This window comes from Roseovarius sp. MBR-51 (assembly GCF_053628575.1).
The window spans coordinates 157,771-179,363 of record NZ_JBRJGQ010000009.1; the positions used below are offsets into that span (position 1 = coordinate 157,771).

General features: G+C 60.7%; 21 protein-coding genes and 1 tRNA gene. 7 read left to right on the forward strand and 15 right to left on the reverse strand.

From position 1 onward, the window contains the following. Positions 1 to 77: 77 nt before the first annotated feature. Complete coding sequence (locus ACSSVY_RS14935) at positions 78 to 1,292, forward strand: cytochrome b/b6 domain-containing protein (RefSeq protein WP_454270447.1); 1,215 nt, start codon at positions 78 to 80, stop codon at positions 1,290 to 1,292. On the opposite strand, the gene ACSSVY_RS14940 is transcribed toward ACSSVY_RS14935, so the two are convergent. From ACSSVY_RS14940 to ACSSVY_RS14960, 5 genes are all read right to left on the reverse strand, one after another. Then, the gene (locus tag ACSSVY_RS14940) at positions 1,289 to 1,483 is read right to left on the reverse strand and encodes a Trm112 family protein (RefSeq protein WP_454270449.1); all 195 of its coding nucleotides are present in this window, start codon (positions 1,481 to 1,483) and stop codon (positions 1,289 to 1,291) included. The two genes, ACSSVY_RS14935 and ACSSVY_RS14940, sit on opposite strands and share 4 nt — an antisense overlap. Then, on the reverse strand, positions 1,480 to 2,127 hold the full coding sequence (locus ACSSVY_RS14945; protein ID WP_454270450.1) for an LON peptidase substrate-binding domain-containing protein: 648 nt from the start codon (positions 2,125 to 2,127) through the stop codon (positions 1,480 to 1,482). The genes ACSSVY_RS14940 and ACSSVY_RS14945 overlap by 4 nt, the downstream gene beginning before the upstream one ends. Before the next feature lie 26 nt (positions 2,128 to 2,153). Further along, a complete protein-coding gene (locus ACSSVY_RS14950) occupies positions 2,154 to 3,071 on the reverse strand; it encodes a tetratricopeptide repeat protein (protein ID WP_454270452.1) in 918 nt (305 codons plus the stop codon). Positions 3,072 to 3,123: 52 nt separating this feature from the next. Further along, positions 3,124 to 3,912 carry an exodeoxyribonuclease III gene (locus ACSSVY_RS14955; protein ID WP_454270454.1) on the reverse strand — a complete coding sequence of 263 codons (789 nt, stop codon included), beginning with the start codon at positions 3,910 to 3,912 and terminating at the stop codon, positions 3,124 to 3,126. A gap of 259 nt (positions 3,913 to 4,171) precedes the next feature. Further along, a complete protein-coding gene (locus tag ACSSVY_RS14960) occupies positions 4,172 to 4,858 on the reverse strand; it encodes a response regulator transcription factor (RefSeq protein WP_009819135.1) in 687 nt (228 codons plus the stop codon). 157 nt (positions 4,859 to 5,015) lie between these two features. On the opposite strand from ACSSVY_RS14960, the gene ribA reads away from it, so the two are divergent. After that, positions 5,016 to 6,104 (forward strand): GTP cyclohydrolase II, encoded by a 1,089-nt coding sequence (gene ribA, locus ACSSVY_RS14965; RefSeq protein ID WP_454270456.1) that lies wholly within the window; start codon positions 5,016 to 5,018, stop codon positions 6,102 to 6,104. A 298-nt stretch (positions 6,105 to 6,402) separates the two neighbouring features. On the opposite strand, the gene ACSSVY_RS14970 is transcribed toward ribA, so the two are convergent. The 3 genes from ACSSVY_RS14970 to ACSSVY_RS14980 all read right to left on the reverse strand — a co-directional run bounded on the left by ACSSVY_RS14970 (position 6,403) and on the right by ACSSVY_RS14980 (position 9,281). After that, positions 6,403 to 6,933: a DUF3833 domain-containing protein gene (locus ACSSVY_RS14970; RefSeq protein ID WP_454270458.1), complete on the reverse strand. Its 531-nt coding sequence runs from the start codon at positions 6,931 to 6,933 to the stop codon at positions 6,403 to 6,405. Between the two features lie 64 nt (positions 6,934 to 6,997). Next, positions 6,998 to 8,365: a sodium:proline symporter gene (locus ACSSVY_RS14975; protein WP_454270460.1), complete on the reverse strand. Its 1,368-nt coding sequence runs from the start codon at positions 8,363 to 8,365 to the stop codon at positions 6,998 to 7,000. A gap of 136 nt (positions 8,366 to 8,501) precedes the next feature. Then, positions 8,502 to 9,281: an SDR family oxidoreductase gene (locus tag ACSSVY_RS14980; RefSeq protein WP_454270461.1), complete on the reverse strand. Its 780-nt coding sequence runs from the start codon at positions 9,279 to 9,281 to the stop codon at positions 8,502 to 8,504. Between the two features lie 216 nt (positions 9,282 to 9,497). Between ACSSVY_RS14980 and ACSSVY_RS14985 the strand changes: the two genes are divergently transcribed. Continuing rightward, on the forward strand, positions 9,498 to 10,511 hold the full coding sequence (locus ACSSVY_RS14985) for a Hint domain-containing protein (protein ID WP_454270463.1): 1,014 nt from the start codon (positions 9,498 to 9,500) through the stop codon (positions 10,509 to 10,511). A gap of 41 nt (positions 10,512 to 10,552) precedes the next feature. Further along, complete coding sequence (locus ACSSVY_RS14990; protein ID WP_454270464.1) at positions 10,553 to 12,160, forward strand: peptide chain release factor 3; 1,608 nt, start codon at positions 10,553 to 10,555, stop codon at positions 12,158 to 12,160. 27 nt (positions 12,161 to 12,187) lie between these two features. Here the strand turns inward: ACSSVY_RS14990 and ACSSVY_RS14995 are convergent, their stop codons facing one another. The 3 genes from ACSSVY_RS14995 to efp all read right to left on the reverse strand — a co-directional run bounded on the left by ACSSVY_RS14995 (position 12,188) and on the right by efp (position 14,335). Next, entirely contained in the window at positions 12,188 to 12,781 is a 594-nt protein-coding gene (locus tag ACSSVY_RS14995) for a NapC/NirT family cytochrome c (protein WP_454270466.1), read from the reverse strand. Positions 12,782 to 12,853: 72 nt separating this feature from the next. Continuing rightward, complete coding sequence (locus ACSSVY_RS15000; RefSeq protein WP_454270468.1) at positions 12,854 to 13,510, reverse strand: c-type cytochrome; 657 nt, start codon at positions 13,508 to 13,510, stop codon at positions 12,854 to 12,856. Between the two features lie 261 nt (positions 13,511 to 13,771). Next, entirely contained in the window at positions 13,772 to 14,335 is a 564-nt protein-coding gene (gene efp, locus ACSSVY_RS15005) for an elongation factor P (RefSeq protein ID WP_009819145.1), read from the reverse strand. Positions 14,336 to 14,552: 217 nt separating this feature from the next. Here efp and ACSSVY_RS15010 point away from each other — a divergent pair, with 217 nt between their 5' ends. Both ACSSVY_RS15010 and ACSSVY_RS15015 read left to right on the forward strand, forming a co-directional pair. Beyond that, the gene (locus ACSSVY_RS15010) at positions 14,553 to 14,873 is read left to right on the forward strand and encodes a DUF6280 family protein (RefSeq protein ID WP_037248548.1); all 321 of its coding nucleotides are present in this window, start codon (positions 14,553 to 14,555) and stop codon (positions 14,871 to 14,873) included. Positions 14,874 to 15,026: 153 nt separating this feature from the next. Continuing rightward, the gene (locus ACSSVY_RS15015) at positions 15,027 to 16,493 is read left to right on the forward strand and encodes a cobyric acid synthase (RefSeq protein WP_454270470.1); all 1,467 of its coding nucleotides are present in this window, start codon (positions 15,027 to 15,029) and stop codon (positions 16,491 to 16,493) included. On the opposite strand, the gene ACSSVY_RS15020 is transcribed toward ACSSVY_RS15015, so the two are convergent. From ACSSVY_RS15020 to ACSSVY_RS15030, 3 genes are all read right to left on the reverse strand, one after another. Then, positions 16,478 to 17,347: a hypothetical protein gene (locus tag ACSSVY_RS15020; RefSeq protein ID WP_454270472.1), complete on the reverse strand. Its 870-nt coding sequence runs from the start codon at positions 17,345 to 17,347 to the stop codon at positions 16,478 to 16,480. The genes ACSSVY_RS15015 and ACSSVY_RS15020 overlap by 16 nt on opposite strands. A gap of 72 nt (positions 17,348 to 17,419) precedes the next feature. Beyond that, positions 17,420 to 18,826: a TolC family outer membrane protein gene (locus ACSSVY_RS15025; RefSeq protein ID WP_454270473.1), complete on the reverse strand. Its 1,407-nt coding sequence runs from the start codon at positions 18,824 to 18,826 to the stop codon at positions 17,420 to 17,422. Between the two features lie 39 nt (positions 18,827 to 18,865). Then, the gene (locus tag ACSSVY_RS15030) at positions 18,866 to 19,519 is read right to left on the reverse strand and encodes a protein-L-isoaspartate O-methyltransferase family protein (RefSeq protein ID WP_454270475.1); all 654 of its coding nucleotides are present in this window, start codon (positions 19,517 to 19,519) and stop codon (positions 18,866 to 18,868) included. A 171-nt stretch (positions 19,520 to 19,690) separates the two neighbouring features. Between ACSSVY_RS15030 and ACSSVY_RS15035 the strand changes: the two genes are divergently transcribed. Next, positions 19,691 to 19,764 (forward strand) — tRNA-Cys (locus ACSSVY_RS15035). Positions 19,765 to 21,191: 1,427 nt separating this feature from the next. Here the strand turns inward: ACSSVY_RS15035 and ACSSVY_RS15040 are convergent. After that, a complete protein-coding gene (locus ACSSVY_RS15040) occupies positions 21,192 to 21,536 on the reverse strand; it encodes a zincin-like metallopeptidase domain-containing protein (protein ID WP_454270483.1) in 345 nt (114 codons plus the stop codon). Between the last annotated feature and the right edge of the window lie 57 nt (positions 21,537 to 21,593).

Below are 21,593 nucleotides of genomic sequence, written 5' to 3' on the forward strand. Positions count from 1 at the left end.
CCCCCCTGTGCGCGGGCAGTCATTGCGCCTCTGGCATATCCAGCTAGATTGGCGCTGCAATCATGAGGACGTCTGCAATGCCAATCACCAACTCGCCCACCAGCTATGGCAGCATCACCAAGAGCTTTCATTGGCTCACCGCTTTGTTGATCCTGTCCAACCTGCCGCTGGGTTGGTTTGCCACCCAGGTTGCGCATCAGATCGAGGCAACGCCGACCGAGGACTTGATCGCACGCGCGACAGTCTTGTTCTCCCTCCACAAGACCCTCGGGGTCGCCATCTTCTTTGTGGCGCTCGCCCGCATTGCCTGGGCAATCAGCCAACCCAAACCGGGATTGCTCAACGGTGACAGAACGCTCGAGGCATGGGCGGCGGAAACTGTGCATTGGCTGCTCTATGGGTCGCTGGTTCTGGTGCCGCTCTCGGGTTGGGTGCATCATGCCGCAACGTCCGGTTTTGCGCCGATCTGGTGGCCGCTGGGGCAAAACCTGCCCTTGGTGCCTAAATCCGAAACTCTGTCCGAAGCCGCCTCAACGCTGCATTTCGTGCTGATGCTGGTGCTTGCGGGGGCGATAACCGCGCATGTGGCTGGCGCGCTCAAACATCACCTGCTCGATGGCGACGCAACGCTGCGCCGGATGATGCCGGGGCGCATGGACGCCATTCCCACCGCAAACCAACCAAATCACGCCCTGCCCCTCGTTGCCGCCCTCGCGATCTGGGTCGGCGCAGTCGGTGGGGCCACCTGGCTCGGCTGGTTCGGCGCTGCCGGCACCAGCAGTCCCGCAACACTGGCCGCCGTCGAGAGTGACTGGCAGGTCGAGAGCGGCCAGTTGCAAGTGACCGTCCAGCAATTGGGCTCCGCCGTCACTGGCAGCTTTGCGGACTGGACCGCCAATATCGCCTACTCGGAAACCCCCGATGACGCAGGACAACACGGTACAGTGGAGGTGACCGTCGGCATCGCCTCTCTCTCCCTCGGATCAGTGACCCAACAGGCGATGGGCACGGATTTCTTCAACACCAGTGAATTTCCGACCGCGCGTTTCACCGCTGACCTGATGGCAACCGAAACCGGCCCGATGGCGCGCGGCACGCTGACGATCCGCGATCAATTCGTGCCGGTCGAGATGCCCTTTGATCTGACGATCACGGGCGACACGGCCACCGCACAGGGCACGCTCACGCTGGACCGCCGCAATTTCAACGTCGGCAACGGGGTGACGGATGAAAAATCGCTTGGCTTCGGGGTTGATGTCAGGTTCGATCTGACCGCGACGCGGGCAAATTAATCCAGCTTGCGCGCTTCATCGATCAACATCACCGGGATGCCGTTTCGGATGGGAAAGGCCAAACCGGCAGACCGGCTGATCAATTCCTGCGCTGCCACGTCGTATTCCAGCGTGGCATGGGTCTGCGGGCAGATTAACGCCTCGAGCATACGACGATCAAACGCCGGAGGAAGCTGGATGTCATCGCTCATTGCATGATGTCCTCATTGTCACCGCCTCGCAGCACATATTCGATCAACGTCACCAGCGTCTCGCGCCGTGTACTGAGCGATGGGGCCTCCAAAAGCGCCTGTTTGTCCTCCGGCTCGAACCCAAGGAGCATCGAGAGGGAGTTGATCAGCAACTCATCCTCGGCCTCTTTCAGCGAGTCCCAGTCCGTCTGCAACTCCCGCGCCCGAAAATAGCGGCCCAGAAGGCCAAGAAAGGCGCTCCGATCAAATCCGGGATCACTGTCCACCGGCCCCATATCACGCTCGAACCCGGTCCAAGAGACGCGCGCCCGCCGATAGGGAGTGAATCCCTCGACCTCGTCCTGCACACGAAACCGCGACAGGCCCGTCAGCGTGATCATATATCGCCCGTCCTCGGTCTCGGAAAACTGCGTCACCCGGCCAACACACCCGATCGCGTGAAGCCCGGTGCCGCCCTCGCGGCCCGGCACACGGTTGGGTTGGATCATGCCGATCAACCGCCCCGGTGTCTTGAGGCTATCTTCGAGCATCGCCAGATAGCGCGGCTCGAACAAATGCAGGGGCAGGCGCGACCGCGGCAGCAAAAGCGCACCGGGGAGCGGAAAAACGGGAATGATCTCTGGAAGATCGAGCTTATGTGTCATGCCGCTTACCTAGCCCGCACCGGAGCTCAGGCAAATATCATTGAGCTCAATTTACGCCGCCCACTCAGCAAGACCGGATCATTCGGCTTGAGCGCCTCGAAGATGGTGAAAAGTTGGGTCTTGGCCGCCCCGTCGTTCCATTCCCGATCACGCCGGAACAGGTCCAGCAATTCATCCACCGCCTCTTGCGCCTGCCCATTGGCATAGAGCGCCTGCGCCAGATCGAACCGCGCCTGAGGATTCTCTGGGTCCGCCTCGACCGCCGCGCGCAATTCGGTCACAGGACCGGCATCCTGCGCCTGCCGTGCCAGCGCCAGCTGCGCATGTGCGGCGTCAATCTCTGTCGCGTGGCTGATCTCGGCCGGGGCACCGTTCAGGATCGCTTCGGCCTGATCCAGCTCTCCCAGTGCGATATGCGCACGGGCCAACCCGGCATACCCACGGGCATTCACCGGGTCTTCTTGCAGAATTGCGGCATAGGTCTGTGCGGCATCGGCCACGGCACCGGACTCCAGCATCTCGTCAGCGGCATCGAGCGCCTCGTCCAGCCCGCCATCCGCCTCGCCGCCTGCCGCCGCGACAACCCGCGCGACAAAGGCGTCAATCTCGGAAGGGGGCAAGGCGCCCTGAAATCCGTCAATCGGCTGACCCTGCCAAAAAGCGTAGACGGTGGGAATCGATTGCACCCGCATCTGGCCCGCGATCGCTTGATTCTGATCGACATTGATTTTGGCCATCTTGACCGCCCCTTTGGCGCGCGTCACCGCCGCCTCAAGCGCCGGGCCCAATGTCTTGCAGGGACCACACCACGGCGCCCAGAAATCGACAATCACCGGCACGGTTTGCGAGGCGTCCACCACATCCGCCATAAAAGTGGCCTCGGACACATCCTTGATCAAATCGCCCGCCGCAGGGGCGCTGTTGCTCTTGCCAAGTTCCAGCATGTTCAGCCTCCTAAAGATATTTGCCCCCTATATGTGGGCGCACCCGGCGGAGTCAAAGATCAAATGTGGCAAACACCGGCGCGTGATCCGAGGGCTGGTCCCAACCGCGTGCGCCGCGCAGGATACGGCTGGAATGTGCCGCCGCACGGATGTCACCGCTGGCCCAGACATGATCGAGCCTGCGCCCCTTGTTCGCCGCATCCCAGTCGCTCGCACGGTAGGACCACCAGCTATAGAGTTGCCCCTCGGGAATATCGGCACGGGTCACATCCTGCCATCCGCCCGCCTCCATCACATCGCCCAAATGTTCCACCTCAACCGGCGTGTGGCTGACGATCTTGAGAAGTTGCTTGTGGTTCCACACATCATCCTCACGCGGGGCGATGTTGAGATCGCCCACAAGGATCGACTTTTCGGGGCGGCTGTCCCGAAACCAGTCGCGCATCTCGGTGAGGTAGTCGAGTTTCTGGCCGAATTTGTCGTTCACCGCCCGGTCGGGGATATCACCGCCGGCAGGCACGTAAAAATTATGGATGACGGTGCCATTCTCGAGTTGGCCCGCGATATGGCGGGCATGTCCGAGGCCCGCGAAATCCGTGGCGCCCACCTCTGTCATGGGCAGCTTGGACAGGATGGCGACGCCGTTATAGCCCTTTTGCCCCCGCGCCACGACATGCCCATATCCAAGCGCGGCAAAGGCCTCGAGCGGCATCTTGTCCACCGGGCTCTTGCATTCCTGCAAACACAGGATGTCCGGCATCTCTTCCTGCATCAACCGCGCCACCAGACCTTCGCGCAGGCGGACCGAATTGATGTTCCATGTGGCGAGGGTAAAGGGCATGCGGCATCTCCTGTCTGGGTTCGGGCGGACAGTAGAGCGATGCGCCCGCCGTTTCCAGCCGCGATTGCCGTGCCTCTGGACTAAATAGTCCACCCAGATCCAGACCGAGAAAACCGGCCCCAGAAAAAGAATCCCCGGCACAGGGGCCGGGGCAGTCCAACAGGGAGGTTCATGTGTGTAACCGCACACATACTGAATAATAGCAGATTAAACGTCACTCGCAGATACGACTTTGATACAGGTCAAGAAACCGTGGTTTTTAAACCACAAGGCGATAGCCGCCGGATTCCGTTACCAGAAGGCGAGCGTTGCCGGGATCAGGTTCGATCTTTTGCCGCAGGCGGTAAATGTGGGTTTCGAGCGTATGGGTCGTGACCCCCGCGTTATATCCCCAGACCTCGTGCAGCAGAATATCGCGCGGCACCACACCTTCGGTGGCACGGTACAGATATTTAAGGATATTTGTCTCTTTCTCGGTCAGCCGAACCTTGCGCTCATCGTCGGTGATCAGCATCTTCATCGCCGGTTTGAAAGTGTAGGGCCCAAGCTGGAACACCGCATCCTCGGATTGCTCATGTTGGCGCAGCTGTGCGCGAATCCGCGCCAGAAGCACCGGAAACTTGAAGGGCTTGGTGATGTAGTCATTGGCCCCGGCGTCGAGACCCAGAATCGTATCGGCGTCGCCGTCATGGCCAGTCAGCATGAGAATCGGTGCCTTGACCCCCTGCTTGCGCATCAACCGGCATAGTTCGCGCCCATCCGTGTCGGGCAGTCCCACGTCAAGGATCACCAGATCATGGATCATGTCCTTGATTTTTCCCATCGCAGCAGATCCGCTGGCGGCTTCGAACACGTCGAAATCCTCCGTCATGACCAATTGCTCGCCCAAGGCTTCTCGCAGGTCATCATCGTCATCCACGAGAAGAATTTTCTTGACTTGTGCCATCTCGGTATCCCCTTCCGTGACAAGAGCATGCGGTACAAGCGACTTGGCGGCAAGATGTGCAACAACACATTCACGCCCAAGTGTTGCGTTGCGAGCGTTTCTTTCAATTCGTTACAAAAGCTTATATCTAACTCTGGTCCAAAGACAGGAGCGTCGCATGAGCCTTGCCCCAGATATCACCGAAATCGCCGCCCGCGCGCGCAGCGACCTACGTATGGGCGTGCCTGTCGTGCTGGTCGGGCCGCACGGTGCCGCTCTCATCATGGCTGCCGAAACGCTGGATGCTCAGCGTCTGGCGGATCTGCGCGCTCTGGGCGGCGCACCGAGTCTGGCGATTACAGCACGCCGCGCCACCACACTCAAGGCGCGCGCCTATGACGGCGACCTGGCACGGGTTATAGTGCCGCCCGATGCCTCGCTGGGTTGGGTTCTGGGCGTTGCCGATCCGGCAGATGACCTCAAAAGCCCAATGAAAGGCCCGCTGACCTCCGAACGCGGCGGCAACGTGGAGCTGCACCGCTTGGCATTGGCGCTGGTGAAATCCGCGCGGCTCCTGCCTGCTGCTCTGGTTCTGCCCATGGCCGAGGGCGCGGGCTTTGCCGCGCGCAATGGGTTGACGCTGCTCGACAGCGCCGCAGCCCTTGGGCTTGAGGCCACCAGCCCCCTGCACCCGGTTGTCAGCGCCCGCTTGCCGCTGGCGGTGTCCGAGGCGGGACGTCTGCATATCTTTCGCCCCGAGGATGGAGCCGAGGAACATTATGCCATTGAGATCGGTCAGCCTGACCGCAATGCGCCCGTTCTAGCGCGGCTGCATTCGGCCTGTTTCACCGGCGATCTGATGGGCAGCCTTAAATGCGATTGCGGCCCGCAACTGCGCGGCGCTCTGGCGCAAATGGGGTCCGAAGGGGCGGGCGTGTTGCTCTATCTCAATCAAGAGGGGCGCGGCATCGGCCTTGCCAACAAGATGCGCGCCTATTCCTTGCAGGATCAGGGGTTTGATACCGTCGAGGCTAATCACCGGCTGGGATTCGAGGATGACGAACGCGATTTCCGCATCGGCGCGCGCATTCTGTCGCTGATGGGCTTTTCCGCCGTGCGCCTGCTGACCAACAACCCCGCCAAGATCGAGATGATGCGCCAGAACGGCATCGACGTGGTCGAGCGCGTGCCGCTGAAACTGGGCGAGAACGCACATAACCATGCCTATCTCGCGACCAAGGCGGCAAAATCCGGGCATATGCTCTGACGGAGAGGGTTTAGCGCGGACAGTGGTCCCAACCGGAGAGCCGCGCGACCGCTGGGCCGGGGACGAGCGAAGCAACAGCGATGACTGCCACTTAGTGCCAGCCAAGTCCGTATGACATCAAAGAGGTGTGCGCCCTCTCAAACTCGCTAGGCCGTCACGCCAAAGGCGTGCCGAGATAAAGCGGCGCACCTTTGGTGCGACGGACGGCCCAGCGATCGCGCGGCGCCCTTCGGGCTTTGTTCCGCGCGTGGCATGCACAAGGCCAGTGTCTCCTCCAATCTCTCGACGCCACGCTCCCCTAAGATCCCTGCTTCTCAAACCAGATGATCACCTCGCCGATTTCCACGCCAAACTTGTCCATATAGGCCCGGTTCAACACACGGCCCTCTTTCATCTGCCACATCCAATCGTCAAAGCTGACCCGCAATGTGCCATCCGGCACCGGCAGATCAATCGTATAGCGCCAGTTGAAGGCATCGCCGCGTTCTTCCCCCATTGCCAGACCGATCACCCCCGGTGCCGTGCCTTGCCATGTCTGATCGCCGGTTTTGGTTAGGGTCCAGACGCGGGTCTCGGTGCTTCCGTCCTCATAGGTGAAATCCTCATCAAGCGTCAGGACGCGCCCATCCCAGTCGCCTGCGACCTGCACCTCGAACCGCCGCCGCACCGTGCCGAACCGATCCTGAAACTGCCCATAGCCCACCACCTGCCCGTCAAAGAACTCTTCGAGATTGAACTCTCGCGCAGACAGGCGCTCGTCACTCAGATCAGGCCGCCCGGCACAGGCACTCAGCAGTCCCAGCGACAGCAGGATAAAGACAATGCGCATAAGAAAAGGCCCCCTGCGGTGATCACCGCAGAGGACCTAAGCCGAAGTCGCCTCTTAGCAAGGTTCAGACCCGCCGCGCCCCAAAGAGCACAGCGCCAAAACCAACGATCAGCACCCCGGCGCAGATCATCAAGAGCTGCTCGTATTTATGCGCCTCGGGCAGGATCGCCATGGCCCACTCCGCCTCGCGCGCGAAATAAAGGACCGCCCCGAACATCGCCGCCCCAAACGCCACCAGATATGACCAGAGCGGAATGCGCCACCCCATCACCAGCCCAACAATCAGGATGGGCGTGAGGAACATGCTCGCGGTGCCACTGACCGCCACCGCGTCAAACAGTGTCTGATTGCCCCAGAGCGTGAGTCCAGTCCCCAACACCATGAAGGCAACCATCGCCATCCGCCCGCCCGCAAGCGACCGTTGACCAAGTTTCAGCTCGTCCACCACCAGCCGCGCCGCACTGGCCAGCGCGGAATCGAGCGTGCTGATCGCCGAGATCAACAGCGACACCAGGAGCGCGACAAAAAGCCAAGCCGGAAACATGCCCGCCCAAGTTCCAATCAACTCACCCTCATATTCCGCACCGATCAAGCCTGCCTGAATACCGAAAAACCCAAACCCGATGATGCAAAGCGTCGAGATCCAGAACGCGTGCAGAAAGGATTTGCGCGTCGTCTCGGGATCGGCAAGAAAGCCGCGATCCATCATCACAGGATCATGTGCCGGATAAGAGAACACCTGCAACAGCGCGACCAGCAAGAGTATCTGCCCGTTCCACGCCCCCGCAGTGCCCGGTGCCGTCAGCACCGCTCCGATATGAAACCCGGGGCTGAGTACAAGCGCGACAAAAGCCACCGCAAAGACCGCCAGAAACACCAGCATCTGCAAGACATCTGTGCGCAATGCGGCGCTCAGCCCGCCCCATGCGCTATAGATCAGGCCCAGCACCGCCACGATCAGGATCGACGCATCACGCGCCACGCCCATTTCCGGCAGGGCCGCCGCAAAGATCAACCCCACCACCAGAAGATTGGCGAACACCTCGGACAAGAGCCGCAGCCCAATCACCAGATTGTAACAGGCATTGCCCGTGGCCCCGAACCGGCCCCCGAGCCAATCCTGCACCGATCCCGCCCCTTGGGCGCGCAGACGGCTCACGATAAAGCCGCCCGTCACAAAGGACCCGTAATAGGCGGCATAGGCCAGCGTGCCCCAGATTCCGTAGAAATATCCCAAAATGGCCGAATTCATCAGGGACCGAGCAAAGATCCACGTCGTGACCTGACTCAGCACCAGCACCCAGAGCCCCGGCGCGCGGCCATCCACCCCGGTGCCATTGAAGAACCCCTCAATGGTGGCACGCCGTGGCGCGACCAGCAGGCTACCCAAAATGACCAGCCCAAAGAGGCCAATGATCGCCAATGCTTGCATGATATCTTTCCCCAACTGGATGTGTTGCCTTAGCGCTAGCCATACAACCCGCGCGACACCAGCCCAAAATCCGCGACCTTACGGTTTTGTGATCTCTCTGCCCGCATGCGTGCCTTGGACAAGGCTGCGGTGCCGCCTAAAGCGTCGCGTTCACGCCGCCTCCGTCCAAGAGGATGTTCTGCCCGACGATAAACCCGGCATGCTGGCTGCACAAAAAGGCACAGGCTGCGCCGAACTCATCAGCCGTGCCGTAACGGCCCGCCGGAATACTGGCACAGCGCCGGGCGCGGGCCTCGTCCATGCTGACCCCCTGCGCCTCCGCCACCCCCTTGTCGAGCGAGGTGGCACGGTCCGTGGCATGAATGCCCGGCAACAGATTGTTGATCGTCACCCCCTTGCCCGCCACCTGTCGCGAGGTGCCTGCAACATAGCCGGTGAGCCCGGTCCGCGCCGCGTTTGACAGCCCCAGTGCCGGAATAGGGGCCTTGACCGATTGCGAGGTGATGTTGACCACCCTGCCCCAGCCGCGCGCCATCATCTCCGGCACCAGCGCCTTGATCAGCGCGATGGGGGTCAGCATATTGGCATCGAGCGCGCGGATGAAATCCTCCCGCTCCCAATCCGACCAGAGCCCCGGCGGCGGGCCGCCGGCATTATTCACCAGAATATCCACGCCCTGCGCCACCTCTAGCACCGCCGCGCGCCCGGCCTCGGTCGTGATATCCGCCGCAACCGTTCTCACCTCAACACCGAATTCGGCGCGAATCGCCGCCGCTGCGGTTTCCAGCGCCTCGGCTCCGCGCGCGTTCATTACCAGATCGACACCGGCCTCGGCCAAAGCCCGCGCACAGCCAAGCCCCAACCCCTTGGATGAGGCGCAGACCAGCGCCTTCTTGCCTTTGATGCCCAGATCCATCTCGCGCCCTCCTGATGCTGCTTCCACGCGGAATTAACACTGTGCGCGTCAGAATGGCCAGATGTTTACCAAAACCCGCCGCTTCGGGGGACACGACGCCGGCCACCCGCCGACACCCGGTTTCCCCGCCACATTGACGCCATGGGGTCATACTCCTAAGCTAGCGGACCTGAATGGAAATCGCTCTTTTCCCAGCTTTTGGAAACGCCCCCGTCAATGACCTCCGACACTGCCTTGTCCGATCACATCATCTCCGTCTATCAGGGGCTTGATTTTCGTGTCGTCAACGGGGCCAATATGGGCGACGCGCTATCCTTTGCCGCCGAACTCGATCTCGATGATGTCTACGAATTGCAGGCGCAGGCCCGGCAATTCCGCCTCTCGCTGTCGCTTCAGGGGGGCGGTCCCTTTTCCATCGCGCAGAATTCCGACATCGGCAGCCCCGGCGCTCAGGTCCATCTGGACAGCTGCCTCACCCTGATGTCCGGCACCGGGCGCACCACCGAAATGCTGGTTCTGGTCGAGGTCGATGACGCTGGCAATGTGGTCGAGGTCTTTGCCATGCCGCTGGCCCAGATGCGGCCCAAGACCGGCTATGCGCTGGTCGGGATCGACACGGACGATGTGCTGCAACGGTTTGCGCAGGTGGCCTGCGTGTCCTTTTCGCGCGGCACCCATATCACCATGGCGACAGGCGAACAGCGCCGGGTCGAAACCCTCTCACCCGGCGACATGGTCCTCACCCGCGATGACGGGGTGCGGCCAATCCGTTGGGTCGGGCAGTCGACAGTGCGCGCGGTGGGTGATTTCGCGCCCATCCGGATCGCGGCGGGTGCGCTGCACAATGAACACGACCTGCTGGTCAGCCCCGACCACCGGCTCTTCATCTATCAGCGCTCCGATGCCTTGGGCGCTGGCCGCGCCGAGGTGCTGGTGCGCGCGCGACATCTGGTCAACGGCGATACCGTGCGCCGCGAGAGCGGTGGTTTTGTCGATTATGTGCAATTGCTCTTTGATCGGCATCAGATCATCTATGCCGAAGGCATCGCCGCCGAAACCCTGCTGGTCGATCCCCGCACCAGTGCCGCCCTGCCTGCCGACCTCAAAGAGGCGCTGAGCCAGCAAATCGCGGGCAAGAACGCCCCCAGCCACCTGCAATTCGAAGTCGGTCAAGCCTTGCTCAATCACCCCAATGCAGCCGATATTCTCAAACGGGCGTCCACGCGCTGAGCATATTGCGCCGCTCCGTCCAGCCCTCTATATCCGGCCCCATGTTGGACACCCTTTCAAACCGCCCCGATCTGCCGGCAGAGATTGCCCGTCGCCGCACCTTTGCGATCATCTCGCATCCGGATGCGGGCAAGACGACCCTGACCGAAAAGTTCCTCCTGTATGGGGGCGCCATTCAGATGGCCGGGCAGGTGCGCGCCAAGGGCGAGGCGCGGCGCACACGCTCGGACTTCATGCAGATGGAAAAGGACCGCGGCATTTCGGTCTCGGCGTCGGCCATGTCCTTTGACTTTGGCCGCTTCCGCTTTAACCTCGTGGACACACCCGGTCACTCGGATTTCTCCGAGGATACCTATCGCACGCTGACCGCTGTGGATGCCGCCGTGATGGTGATCGACGGGGCCAAGGGCGTTGAGAGCCAGACCCAGAAACTCTTTGAGGTCTGTCGCCTGCGCGACCTCCCGATCCTGACGTTTTGCAACAAGATGGACCGCGAGGCGCGCGATACCTTTGATATCATCGACGAAATCCAGCAGAACCTCGCCATCGATGTGACCCCGGCCAGTTGGCCCATCGGCATGGGGCGCGATTTTGTTGGCTGCTATGACATGCTGAACAATCGCCTCGAACTGATGGACCGCGCCGACCGCAACAAGGTGGCGGAATCGATCAAGATCAACGGGTTGGACGATCCAAAACTGGCCCAGCATGTGCCCGCTAACCTCATCGAAAAGCTGCGCGACGAGATTGAGATGGCGCGCGAACTCCTGCCCGCCCTCGATCCGCAATCCGTGCTTGAGGGTCATATGACGCCCATCTGGTTCGGGTCCGCGATCAACTCCTTTGGCGTCAAGGAATTGATGGACGGCATCGGCACCTATGGCCCCGAACCGCAGGTGCAAAAGGCCACGCCCCGCGCCATTGCCCCCGAAGAAACCGCCGTCACCGGCTTTGTCTTCAAGGTGCAGGCCAATATGGACCCCAAACACCGCGACCGCGTGGCCTTTGTCCGCCTCGCCTCGGGCCATTTCAAACGCGGCATGAAGCTCACGCATGTCCGCTCAAAGAAACCGATGACGGTCTCGGCCCCGGTGCTCTTTCTCGCCGCCGACCGGGAACTCGCCGAAGAGGCCTGGGCCGGCGACATCATCGGCATCCCCAACCACGGCCAGTTGCGCATCGGCGACACCCTGACGGAAGGCGAGGCCCTGCGCGTCACCGGCATCCCGTCCTTTGCGCCGGAACTCTTGCAACAGGCGCGTGCAGGCGATCCGATGAAGGCCAAACATCTGGAAAAGGCGCTGATGCAATTTGCCGAAGAGGGGGCCGCCAAGGTTTTCAAACCGGCCTTTGGCTCGGGCTTTATCGTCGGCGTCGTCGGCGCGCTGCAATTCGAGGTTCTGGCCAGCCGCATCGAGTTGGAATACGGCCTGCCAGTGCGCTTTGAGGGCTCGCAATTCACCTCTGCCCGCTGGGTATCGGGTGACAAGCTGGCGGTCGAGAAATTCACCGCCGCCAACAAGCAGCACATCGCCCATGACAATGACGGCGACATCGTCTATCTCACGCGCCTGCAATGGGACATCGACCGGGTGGCCCGCGATTACCCCGAGATCACGCTGACCGCGACCAAAGAGATGATGGTCTGAACCGGCGCGGCATCCGTCGCGCCGTCCTCAATCGCGTTCCACCTTTGGCAGCGAGTGGGCAATGCCTTTGTGGCAATCAATACAGGTTGAAGAGCCATCTGGCGCATGGCCTTCCCTCGCCACGACTTCCATCTTTTCGCGCGAACGACGCGCCTGCTTGTCGAAATCCATCGCATCGAAACTGTGACAACTGCGGCACTCGCGCGAATTCGTGGCCTTCATCGTGGCCCAGACATGCATGGCGAGCTGCTCTCGTTTGGCCTCGAATTTCTCCGGCGTGTCGATGGTGCCGCGCAGCGTGTGCCAAAGCTCATTGCTGGCTTGGATCTTGCGTACCACCTTTGGACCCCATTCATGCGGGACGTGGCAATCCGAACAGATGGCGCGCACGCCGGACGCATTCTTGTAATGCACGCTGGTTTTGTATTCCTCAAAAACCGTGTCTCGCATCTCATGGCAGGAGACGCAAAACTCTAACGTATTGGTTGCCTCCATGGCGGTGTGAAATCCGCCCCAAAAGATGATCCCACCGATCCCACCAATCACCAGCAGCACCCCTTGGCCAATCAGAACGCTTGGCCGTGTGAACCAGTGCCACAGTTGTTTAAGACGTTTCATCATCACTGTTGTTTCCCAAGAGTTGCGCCGGGCACATCACTATGCGCCCGGTTGTTCATGTGGCGCGGTCGCGCCCTATTCCATGGGCAATTCCGCCTCGATATAGGCGATGACGTCTGCCGCGTTCTGGTGATCGAACGCCCGCAGCGCAGGCATTACTTCTTTGGGCTGACCGTTCAGCACCTTGTGCATCAACTCCCACGGGTTATCGGTGAGTGAGGCCAGCGGAGGCATGTCCTTGGGCAGCTTTCCGTCTGCTCCATGGCAATTGGCGCAGACAGTGCCATAGACCTGTTTGCCACGCTCCACGTCCCCGACAATCTTGCTGTCGCTGACGTAATCGGCATAGGCGTCTTGCCCTTGGACCACGAAATTCGCCAGATCAGTCAGATCCTGTTCGCCAAGATAGTCACCATATCCATGAGCCGGGGCCGACAAGAGCGCAACAACTGCCGCCGGATCGCCACCTTTCATGCCATTTATGCCCTTGATCCCGGAAAAATGCTTGCCCCCGGAATAGGCTCCATCCACACCCATACCGTCCCAGCCATGACACTCCTTGCAGCGCCAGTTTGTTCCGGGCTTGTCGGCGTATTCCGCCTCCGTGGGATACAGCTTGTGCGACTCGCCCGGTGCGTCTTGTCCGATCACCGCATACCATTTGTCATAGAGCCGGCCACCCCGCGCGATCGAGCCTTCATCCGCGGCATAGGCCGCAGTTCCGGCTACCATAGACAGAGCAGCCACAATCACTGGCAAACCACACGTCTTGGTCTTTGCTTGAAAAATCATTGCATTCCTCCAAAACCACAAGGGAGGAATGGACCTGAGAGCCAATTCTCAGATCGCCTCCCCGTTCGGAGTATATGCCAGTCTCAAAAATCTTATCTTGATGCAGATCATCTCGTTCAACCACAAGCGCTTGATTGCGGTCGCGTGACAGGCCGCATCTGACCTGCCACCACGGACCGCCTTCAAACCCGAGATACGCGCTCAGGCGCGTTCGGAATACTCCATGGTCTCGGTGTTGACGATGATATCCTCATCCGGACCAACGAACGGTGGCACCATGACCTTGACGCCATTGTCGAGGATGGCAGGCTTGAAGCTGTTGGCAGCCGTCTGGCCTTTGACCACCGGCTCGGTCTCAACGATCTTGCAGGTCACCTTTTGCGGCAAGGAGGCATGCAGCGCTTCGCTGTTGTGGAATTCAACCGTGATGGTCATGCCATCCTGAAGAAACGGGCGACGCTCCCCCAACAGATCGGCGGGCAGTTCGATTTGCTCATAAGTTTCGGTATCCATGAACACCAGCTTGCCGTTCTCTTCATAGAGGAATTGCTGGTCCTTCTGTTCCAGCCGCACCCGCTCCACCTTGTCGGCGCTGCGAAACCGCTCGTTCAGTTTGGTGCCGTTGCGCAGGTTCTTCATCTCGACCTGAGCAAAGGCGCCGCCCTTGCCGGGTTTCACATGATCGACCTTGACCGCGGCCCAGAGGCCACCGTTATGTTCCAGCACATTGCCGGGGCGAATTTCGTTTCCGTTGATCTTGGGCATTGCGTTCAAACCATGACAAAAGGTTGATAAGGGATTGTTGCTCCCTATATCTGGAGGGATGATGGGTGGCAAGACAACGAAATGTCGTTACGTGTCCGGCGGAGATATGCATAATTTGCATAGAAGTTATGCATATGTGCTCTATCCGAATCATAAAAACTCCGCCATAAGGTCCGTCACGCCCAAAACGCAAGAGCAATAAAAACAAGGACGAATGATGAAGGATTTCGTTGACGGTACGGCTTTCAATGCCGAACAGGGCAACCGTGCTCGTAAACTCTTTGCGGCCGTCGTACTGGCCGCGCTGGATGATGCCATTTCCGATGACAAGAAATATGGCAATGGCCCCGAGCAGATTGCCCGCTGGGCACGGTCCCGCGATGGACGCGAAGTGTTGTCCTGCGCCGGGATTGACCCGAATGAGCGCGTTGTGTCTGGCCTGATGGATTTCGTATCCAAGGGCGTGCGCACCTCCGTGGCCCTCTCTCGCGAAGAGAGCGAGCGCCGCAATGCCGCCGCACAGGCCGAAGCCGCCTGAGAGGCAGCACACTCCGCCGAATAGTCGAGGCCCTGCCACTTTGGCAGGGCTTTTGCTTTTGGGTCGGGAAAACGGCACGCTGTGACGTGATCTGCCTTCCGCTGCGCCCCGGCACTTTGTATCACCGCCCAAGGAAAGCAACGGGACATCGGAATGACACGCGCGATCATGATTCAGGGGGCTGGCTCGAATGTGGGCAAGTCGATGCTGGTCGCAGGGCTCGCCCGCGCCTTTGCCCGGCGCGGTCTGAGCGTCGCCCCCTTCAAGCCGCAGAACATGTCCAACAACGCCGCCGTAACGGTGGATGGCGGCGAGATTGGCCGCGCACAGGCGCTTCAGGCATTGGCCGCCTTCCGCGCACCCCACACCGACATGAACCCGGTCCTGCTCAAACCCGAGAGCGACATTGGCGCGCAGGTGATCGTGCAGGGCCGCCGCTTTGCCACGCTGCGCGCCCGCGATTATGCCCGTGCCAAGCCACAATTGCTCGCTCCGACCTTGGAGAGCTTTCACCGCCTTGCCACCACAGCCGATCTTCTGTTGATCGAGGGCGCAGGCAGCCCGGCGGAAATCAACCTGCGCGCCGGTGACATCGCCAACATGGGCTTTGCCGAGGCCGCTGGCATACCAGTGATCCTTGTCGGCGATATTGATCGGGGTGGCGTCATCGCGCAAATCGTCGGCACCCAAGCCGTGCTTCCCGTCGAAGATGCCACACGGATCAAGGGGTTTGCCATCAACAAGTTTCGTGGCGATGTCAGCCTGTTTGACGACGGCCTGCGCGAGATCGTGACGCGCACGGGCTGGCCCTCCCTGGGCGTGGTGCCATGGTTCGCCGATGCCTGGCGCCTTCCGGCAGAGGATGTGATGGATATCGCCTCGACCAAGGGCGGCGCATTCAAAGTGGTGGTCCCCCGTCTGGGTCGCATCGCCAATTTCGACGATCTGGATCCCCTGAGCAGCGAACCGGACGTCACGGTCGAGATCATTAACGCAGGCCAGCCCCTGCCCGGCGATGCCGATCTGGTGCTCATCCCCGGCAGTAAATCCACGATCGCCGATCTGGCGCATTTCCGCGCCCAAGGATGGGATATCGACCTTGCCGCCCATATTCGGCGCGGTGGGCATGTGCTGGGCATCTGCGGCGGCTATCAGATGCTTGGCCAACGGATCGAGGACCCCGAGGGCATCGAAGGCCCGCCCGCTTCGGTCGCCGGGCTGGGGCATCTCGATGTGGTCACGGTCATGAAGCCGGAAAAGCGGCTGGCCTTGACGCAGGCCACCTATCTCGCCAGCGGCGAGACCGTCGAGGGCTATGAAATCCATCTCGGCAACACAACCGGCCCGGATTGCGCCCGCGCATGGCTTCGCGTCGGGGATCGCCCTGAAGGGGCCGCATCGGCCAGTGGCCGGGTGCGCGGCGCGTATCTGCATGGGCTTTTCGCCTCAGACCCGTTTCGCGCCGCGTTTCTCTCGGGATTGGGTGCCGTGTCAGCCCTGCGCTACGGGGCTGATGTCGAGACCACGCTCGATGCCTTGGCCGCACATCTGGAGCGGCACATGGATCTTGATCTGCTCTTGTCGCTCAGCGAAGAGTGTCCGGCTCAGTCGAAATCCTGACTGGTCAACGCCCGGTGAATCTCGCGGCGCACGAGTTTGCGCACATTTCGGGTGATCCGCTCCCCTAACGCGCCTTGCAACTCTTGCCGAACGATCTCGGCGACCAGATCGCGCAACGCGTCCTCGTCCAGAACCGCATCATCCATAAACAGAGCATCGGTGCGCCCCGCCCCAGACGATTGCTCCGCGCTCTCTTGCGCGTCCTCCGCATCCTGCCAGTTTTGCGTGTGGCGTTCTGAGGCAAGATCATCCGCCTCGGCCCAATCAGGATCGGCTGAGTCCTCATCCTCTTCTGAGGGCTCAACCGCCTCAGTCCAGGAGATCGCCGAAACCGGACCCCCGGCGTAATCGTCCCCGGATGCCCCATCCGGCTCCCATTGATCGTCCCGTCCGGCCACCAGCGCCTCGAACTCGGCGGCCTGCGTGCCCAGTTCGGATTGCACGTCACGTTGCGGCTCGGCTTCGAACTCACCCTGCGCCTCGGTCTCTGGCTGCTCAGCCTCAAGAGCGTCTGGCTCCTGATTTTCCGGCTCCGGATCTTCTGTTGTGGCGTCCTCGGACAGGCTGTCCTGCCCTGGTGTCTCGGGATATGGTCCAGACTCCCATATGTCCATGGGATCCGACAGCGTTTCCTCAGCAGGCGGCGCCTCTGCGACATCGGGCGCGGTGTCCGCCCCTCGCGTGCCATCCACCCGCAAGGACGGGGTCAGCACCAGCCGCTCCGCCCCGGCGTCAGAAACCTCATGCGGCACGGCTTTCGTCTCAGTACTGCGATCGGATTGAGTGTTCGACACCAGCCGCCGGATCGACGACAGGACATCCTCGATTTCCACATTGGTCACGGGATCGGACATGTTATTATACCACTCTTGCCTGAGGGCAGTTTACCCCTCAGGACGACCTCGCACAACCGATTCAAAAACTTTTCAGTTCTTTCCAATTGCCCGCAACACCCGGTCGAGTTTTCGACCCTGTGGGCTGATGGCGATCGGGGCATCCTTGACCAGATTGTAATAAGCGGTTGGATCATAGGTCTGGACACCCAGATTGAGATCCCGCGCGGTCAATTCACCAATCGACGCCAACACCGAATAGGCCGCAATCACCACATCTGCATTGGCCGAAATCAGATTGGCCTGCGCATCCAGCAGGCCCTGTTCGGCATCCAGCACGTCCAGCGTGGTGCGCGCCCCCAACGTCGCCTCTTCGCGCGTGCCCTCAAACGCGACCTGAGCGGCGCGCACGGCCTCGCGGCTCGCGGTGCGGCTTGCCCGCGCAGCGCCCAGATTGGCATACGAGTTGCCCACGTCCTGCTTCACCTGAAGCCCGGCCAGATGCAGCTGCGCCAGTTGCGAATCGCGCTGCGCCATTGCCTGACGCTGAGCCGAATTCAAACGCCCGCCCTGATAGATAGGACCACGCAATTCGACCCCGACGCTGCCGGTGCGCGACATGTCGGACCCATCCAGATCTTCAGACGCTCCGATCCGCGCCGTCAGGTTCACCGTGGGCATCAAAGCGGCCTCGGCAGCCCGGATGTTCAACTCTGCAGCCGCAACATTGTGCTGCGCCTGCAAGATGTCGGGATGACGCCGCACGGCCACGGCCTTGGCGGCATCGACATTCTCGCCAAGTCGCGGCAAATCCCCCGGTGTTTGCAACGGCCCCGGATCGCGCCCCACCGCCTCGCGGAATTCCTCGATCGCTCGGGTCAGATCGCCCTGCGCAGCCGCCAGCCCGCTCTGCGCCAGTGCCACGGCGGACTCCGCCTGCGCCACATCGGTCCGTGTGACTTCACCCACATCAAAGCGATCCTGCGCAGCCCGCAATTCTTCGCGCAAGAGCCGCAAGTTGTTCTGGCGCAGCGCCACAAACTCCTGATTGCGGATCACGTTCATATAGGCCTGCACGCCGGTCAGCAGGACAAATTGCTCAACGCTGATCAGCGTCTGTCGCGTCGCAAGAACGATCTCCTTGGCGGACTCGGTCAAAAAATCGCTGCGCCCGAAATCATAGAGCAGCAAACTGCCGGTGATCGCCAGATTGAGCTCGGTTGCAGTATTATTGCGGGATATCGCCTGCGTCCGAGAATCGCTTGAATCAATGCTTATTCCAGTCGTCCAGTCGATGATCGGCCGCAGGCTGGCCACAGCCTGCGCCACATCCTCATCGGCTGAACGCAGCAAGGCACGGTTCTGGTCCAGAAGACCACTGTTGATATAGGCACTCTTGAGCGTGTCAGCCAGGGTCTCCGCTCGGACCGCAAGCGGCACGACGCTCAGAACCGTCAGTCCAATCACAACGCCGAGGGCCCGCACGTTTCCTGTTTTCATGCTCTGCACTCTCTCTTTTTTTTTGCCGCGCCCAACCCGTCATAGGGTAAAGGCCGCGTGCCTTTCAAATCCGGGCAGGATCGGCGCGCCCGCATTGAACGCGTCACGCCAACTGATCTGACCGTCGATCTTGTAACCGATCCGCACCACACCCAAGGCCCCCTCCATGAACAGACAGGCGATGCGCCCGCCGTCCTTGAGTTGCGCCAGCAACGCCTCGGGCAGATGGGCAACCGCACCCTGCACAGTAATTACGTCGTAGGGTCCATGCTCCGGCGCACCATCGGCAAGCGGCCCCTCATGCATCACCACATTGTCGGCGCCTTGCTCGGAAAGAGTGCGCTGTGCCTCTTCGACCAGTGCCGCTTTGTCCTCGACCCCGACAACCGCTTCGGCCATGCGGGCAATCACGGCAGCGGAATACCCATAGGCCGGCCCGATATCGAGCACCAGATCGTCGCCCTCGATCTCCAGCGCGTCCAACATCTTGGCCAGCGTGCGCGGATCGAGCATCACCCGGCTCTCACCCAGATCGAGGTTCTCCCCCATATAGGCCGCCTCGCGCAGCGCGGTCGGTACAAACACCTCGCGCGGGACCGAGAGCATGGCGTCGATGATCGGGAATTTGGTCACATCAGACGGGCGTACTTGCGTATCCACCATCATCGTGCGCCGCGCGGCATAGTCTGTCATGGTTTAAACTCTTGCGTTCGGAATCTTACCCCTCAAGTTTTCGCACAGAACCCACCCGGCGGCAACGGCAATAGGTCCAATGCTCTTCGGGCAATCTGGCCATGCAAAACACCGCATTGCCCACTTGCGCCGCCCCGCCCGATCATATAATTCACCCCAACCACTTGGAGCGGCGAGTTGGCGGAGTGGTGACGCAGCGGATTGCAAATCCGTGAACAGGAGTTCGATTCTCCTACTCGCCTCCATTTAAAATCAATGACTTAGAAAATCTGCGGCCAACGTGCGTTTGCGCGTCTAAACATTTGTCTAAACATTCTGTTTTTGTTCTGTTCGCAAATGCGCAGTCTCAAATCAGGTAAACGGCCATGTTGGAAGCTCCTAAATCAGCTAGTCTTGGGTAGTCAGCACGCCTCGGCGTTCGCTTGCGCGCGCTACCACTCTGCGCATTTGCAGGGCGGAAACTGGCACGACGGCGCAGGCCGCTGGCGGCTGCTCGACCTCTGACGGACAGAGCCGCGCCAGAGGCGCTTGACTGACGGGGGTCTCCGCGCTTGCGCGGGGGTGTCGGTCAAATCGCTCTCCCAGCGTCACACAAACTCTCATCAGGCAATCGCCCTGGGACACGCGCAGCTTGCGAGCATGTCCCAAGGCTATTGACGTGCCGCGCCCTATCATCCTTGTTGGGCGCGGCTGGATATACATTCTTGATCATATATCCTTTTAGTGACACGGCCTTCAAAATGGCGCTTGGCGTATGCCGGCAAGAGCCGATTAATTCAGCCTTTTGATCACTATATGTTTCAATTGTTACAGGTGCGTATATGCGTCTAGTGACACGGGTCGTGATCACCGATTTGCCGCCCCTGCCCTTTCCATCATAGCTTGAACCTCAGAACAGTTTGCATGGGTTTCCCAACGATCTCCTTCAGCTCGTGCCGATGCTTCCTGCAATAGACGCAGGTGCTATAAAGCCCGTCGATGATGTGACCGCCGGTCGTGCTATCACAGTCGCAGGTCCAGAATTTCGGGGGCTGATATTTGTGAGCCATTTGTGGCCTCCTCTTGGGTGCTGCGGTTGGGGCTTGGCTCCCCTCCCGCCGATGGGCTGCACACCGGCCAATCTGATCTGACCGAATACGCATGTATTCGGCGAAACAGAGTGGGTGGGGGCACAGCCCGACCCACGGCCCTGGAACGGCCAGTCAAAGGGTCAAAGCCAGCAACTGGTGCGGCCGGCAGCGCGCCCCGCGCGAGGACACGGGTTGCAGGCTTTGACGACGCGCCCGCGCGGCGCTTGCCCATTGACGGGACGCGACAGGGATGTTGGGCGGACCAATCAAATTGAAAAAAGCCTGAAGGAGGTGAGCGGGCTGAAAGCCAGTCGATCCTCCGCACAGTCCGTTTCTCAGAGCGGCCCGTGCGCAGCAGCACGGGCCACATTATCTCATCTCGTTGAAAGTGCCTGCGCCCCGCCACATGAGGCGGGGCGCAGGTGCTCAAAGCTCAACACCAGACTTCAAGTTGCCGTCCGGATCGAGCCACGAACGGGCCTCGGCGCAATCCAAGCAAATACAGGAGCAACTGCCTTTCACGATGACCGGCGCAAGAAAGATCACCGGATTTGACGCGCCGCATTTGCGGCACGTCATCGGGGGTAAGATTGCGGGGCCGCTCATGCTGCGGCCGCTTTCGATTGACCTGCGGCTGCTAGGACAAAATCGGCGGCTTTCTGCGCCTCGGACGCCGCACGAAAAATCGCCCGTTTGTCCTCTTTGAGCGCTTTCAACCAACCTTCGACATAGGCGGCGCTTTGGTCGAATTCCGGCGCGACGCCAATCTGGGCACCAAGAAAACAAGCGCCAATTTCAGCGACCAGTTCTTCAAAGGCATAGGCTTCACGATTTGCAAACTTCTTGATCCGCTCCAGCCGCTTTTCGCTGCCGGTCCAATGGGCCTTATGCCGATGTCGGCATAAGGCCCATAATGCCGCGCTTCGGATTATGCCGCGCTTGTTCAGGCGAAGTCTTGTTTCCTGCGGTTTTTGTCGTTTTGCTGCTGCATAAGACTATAGTTT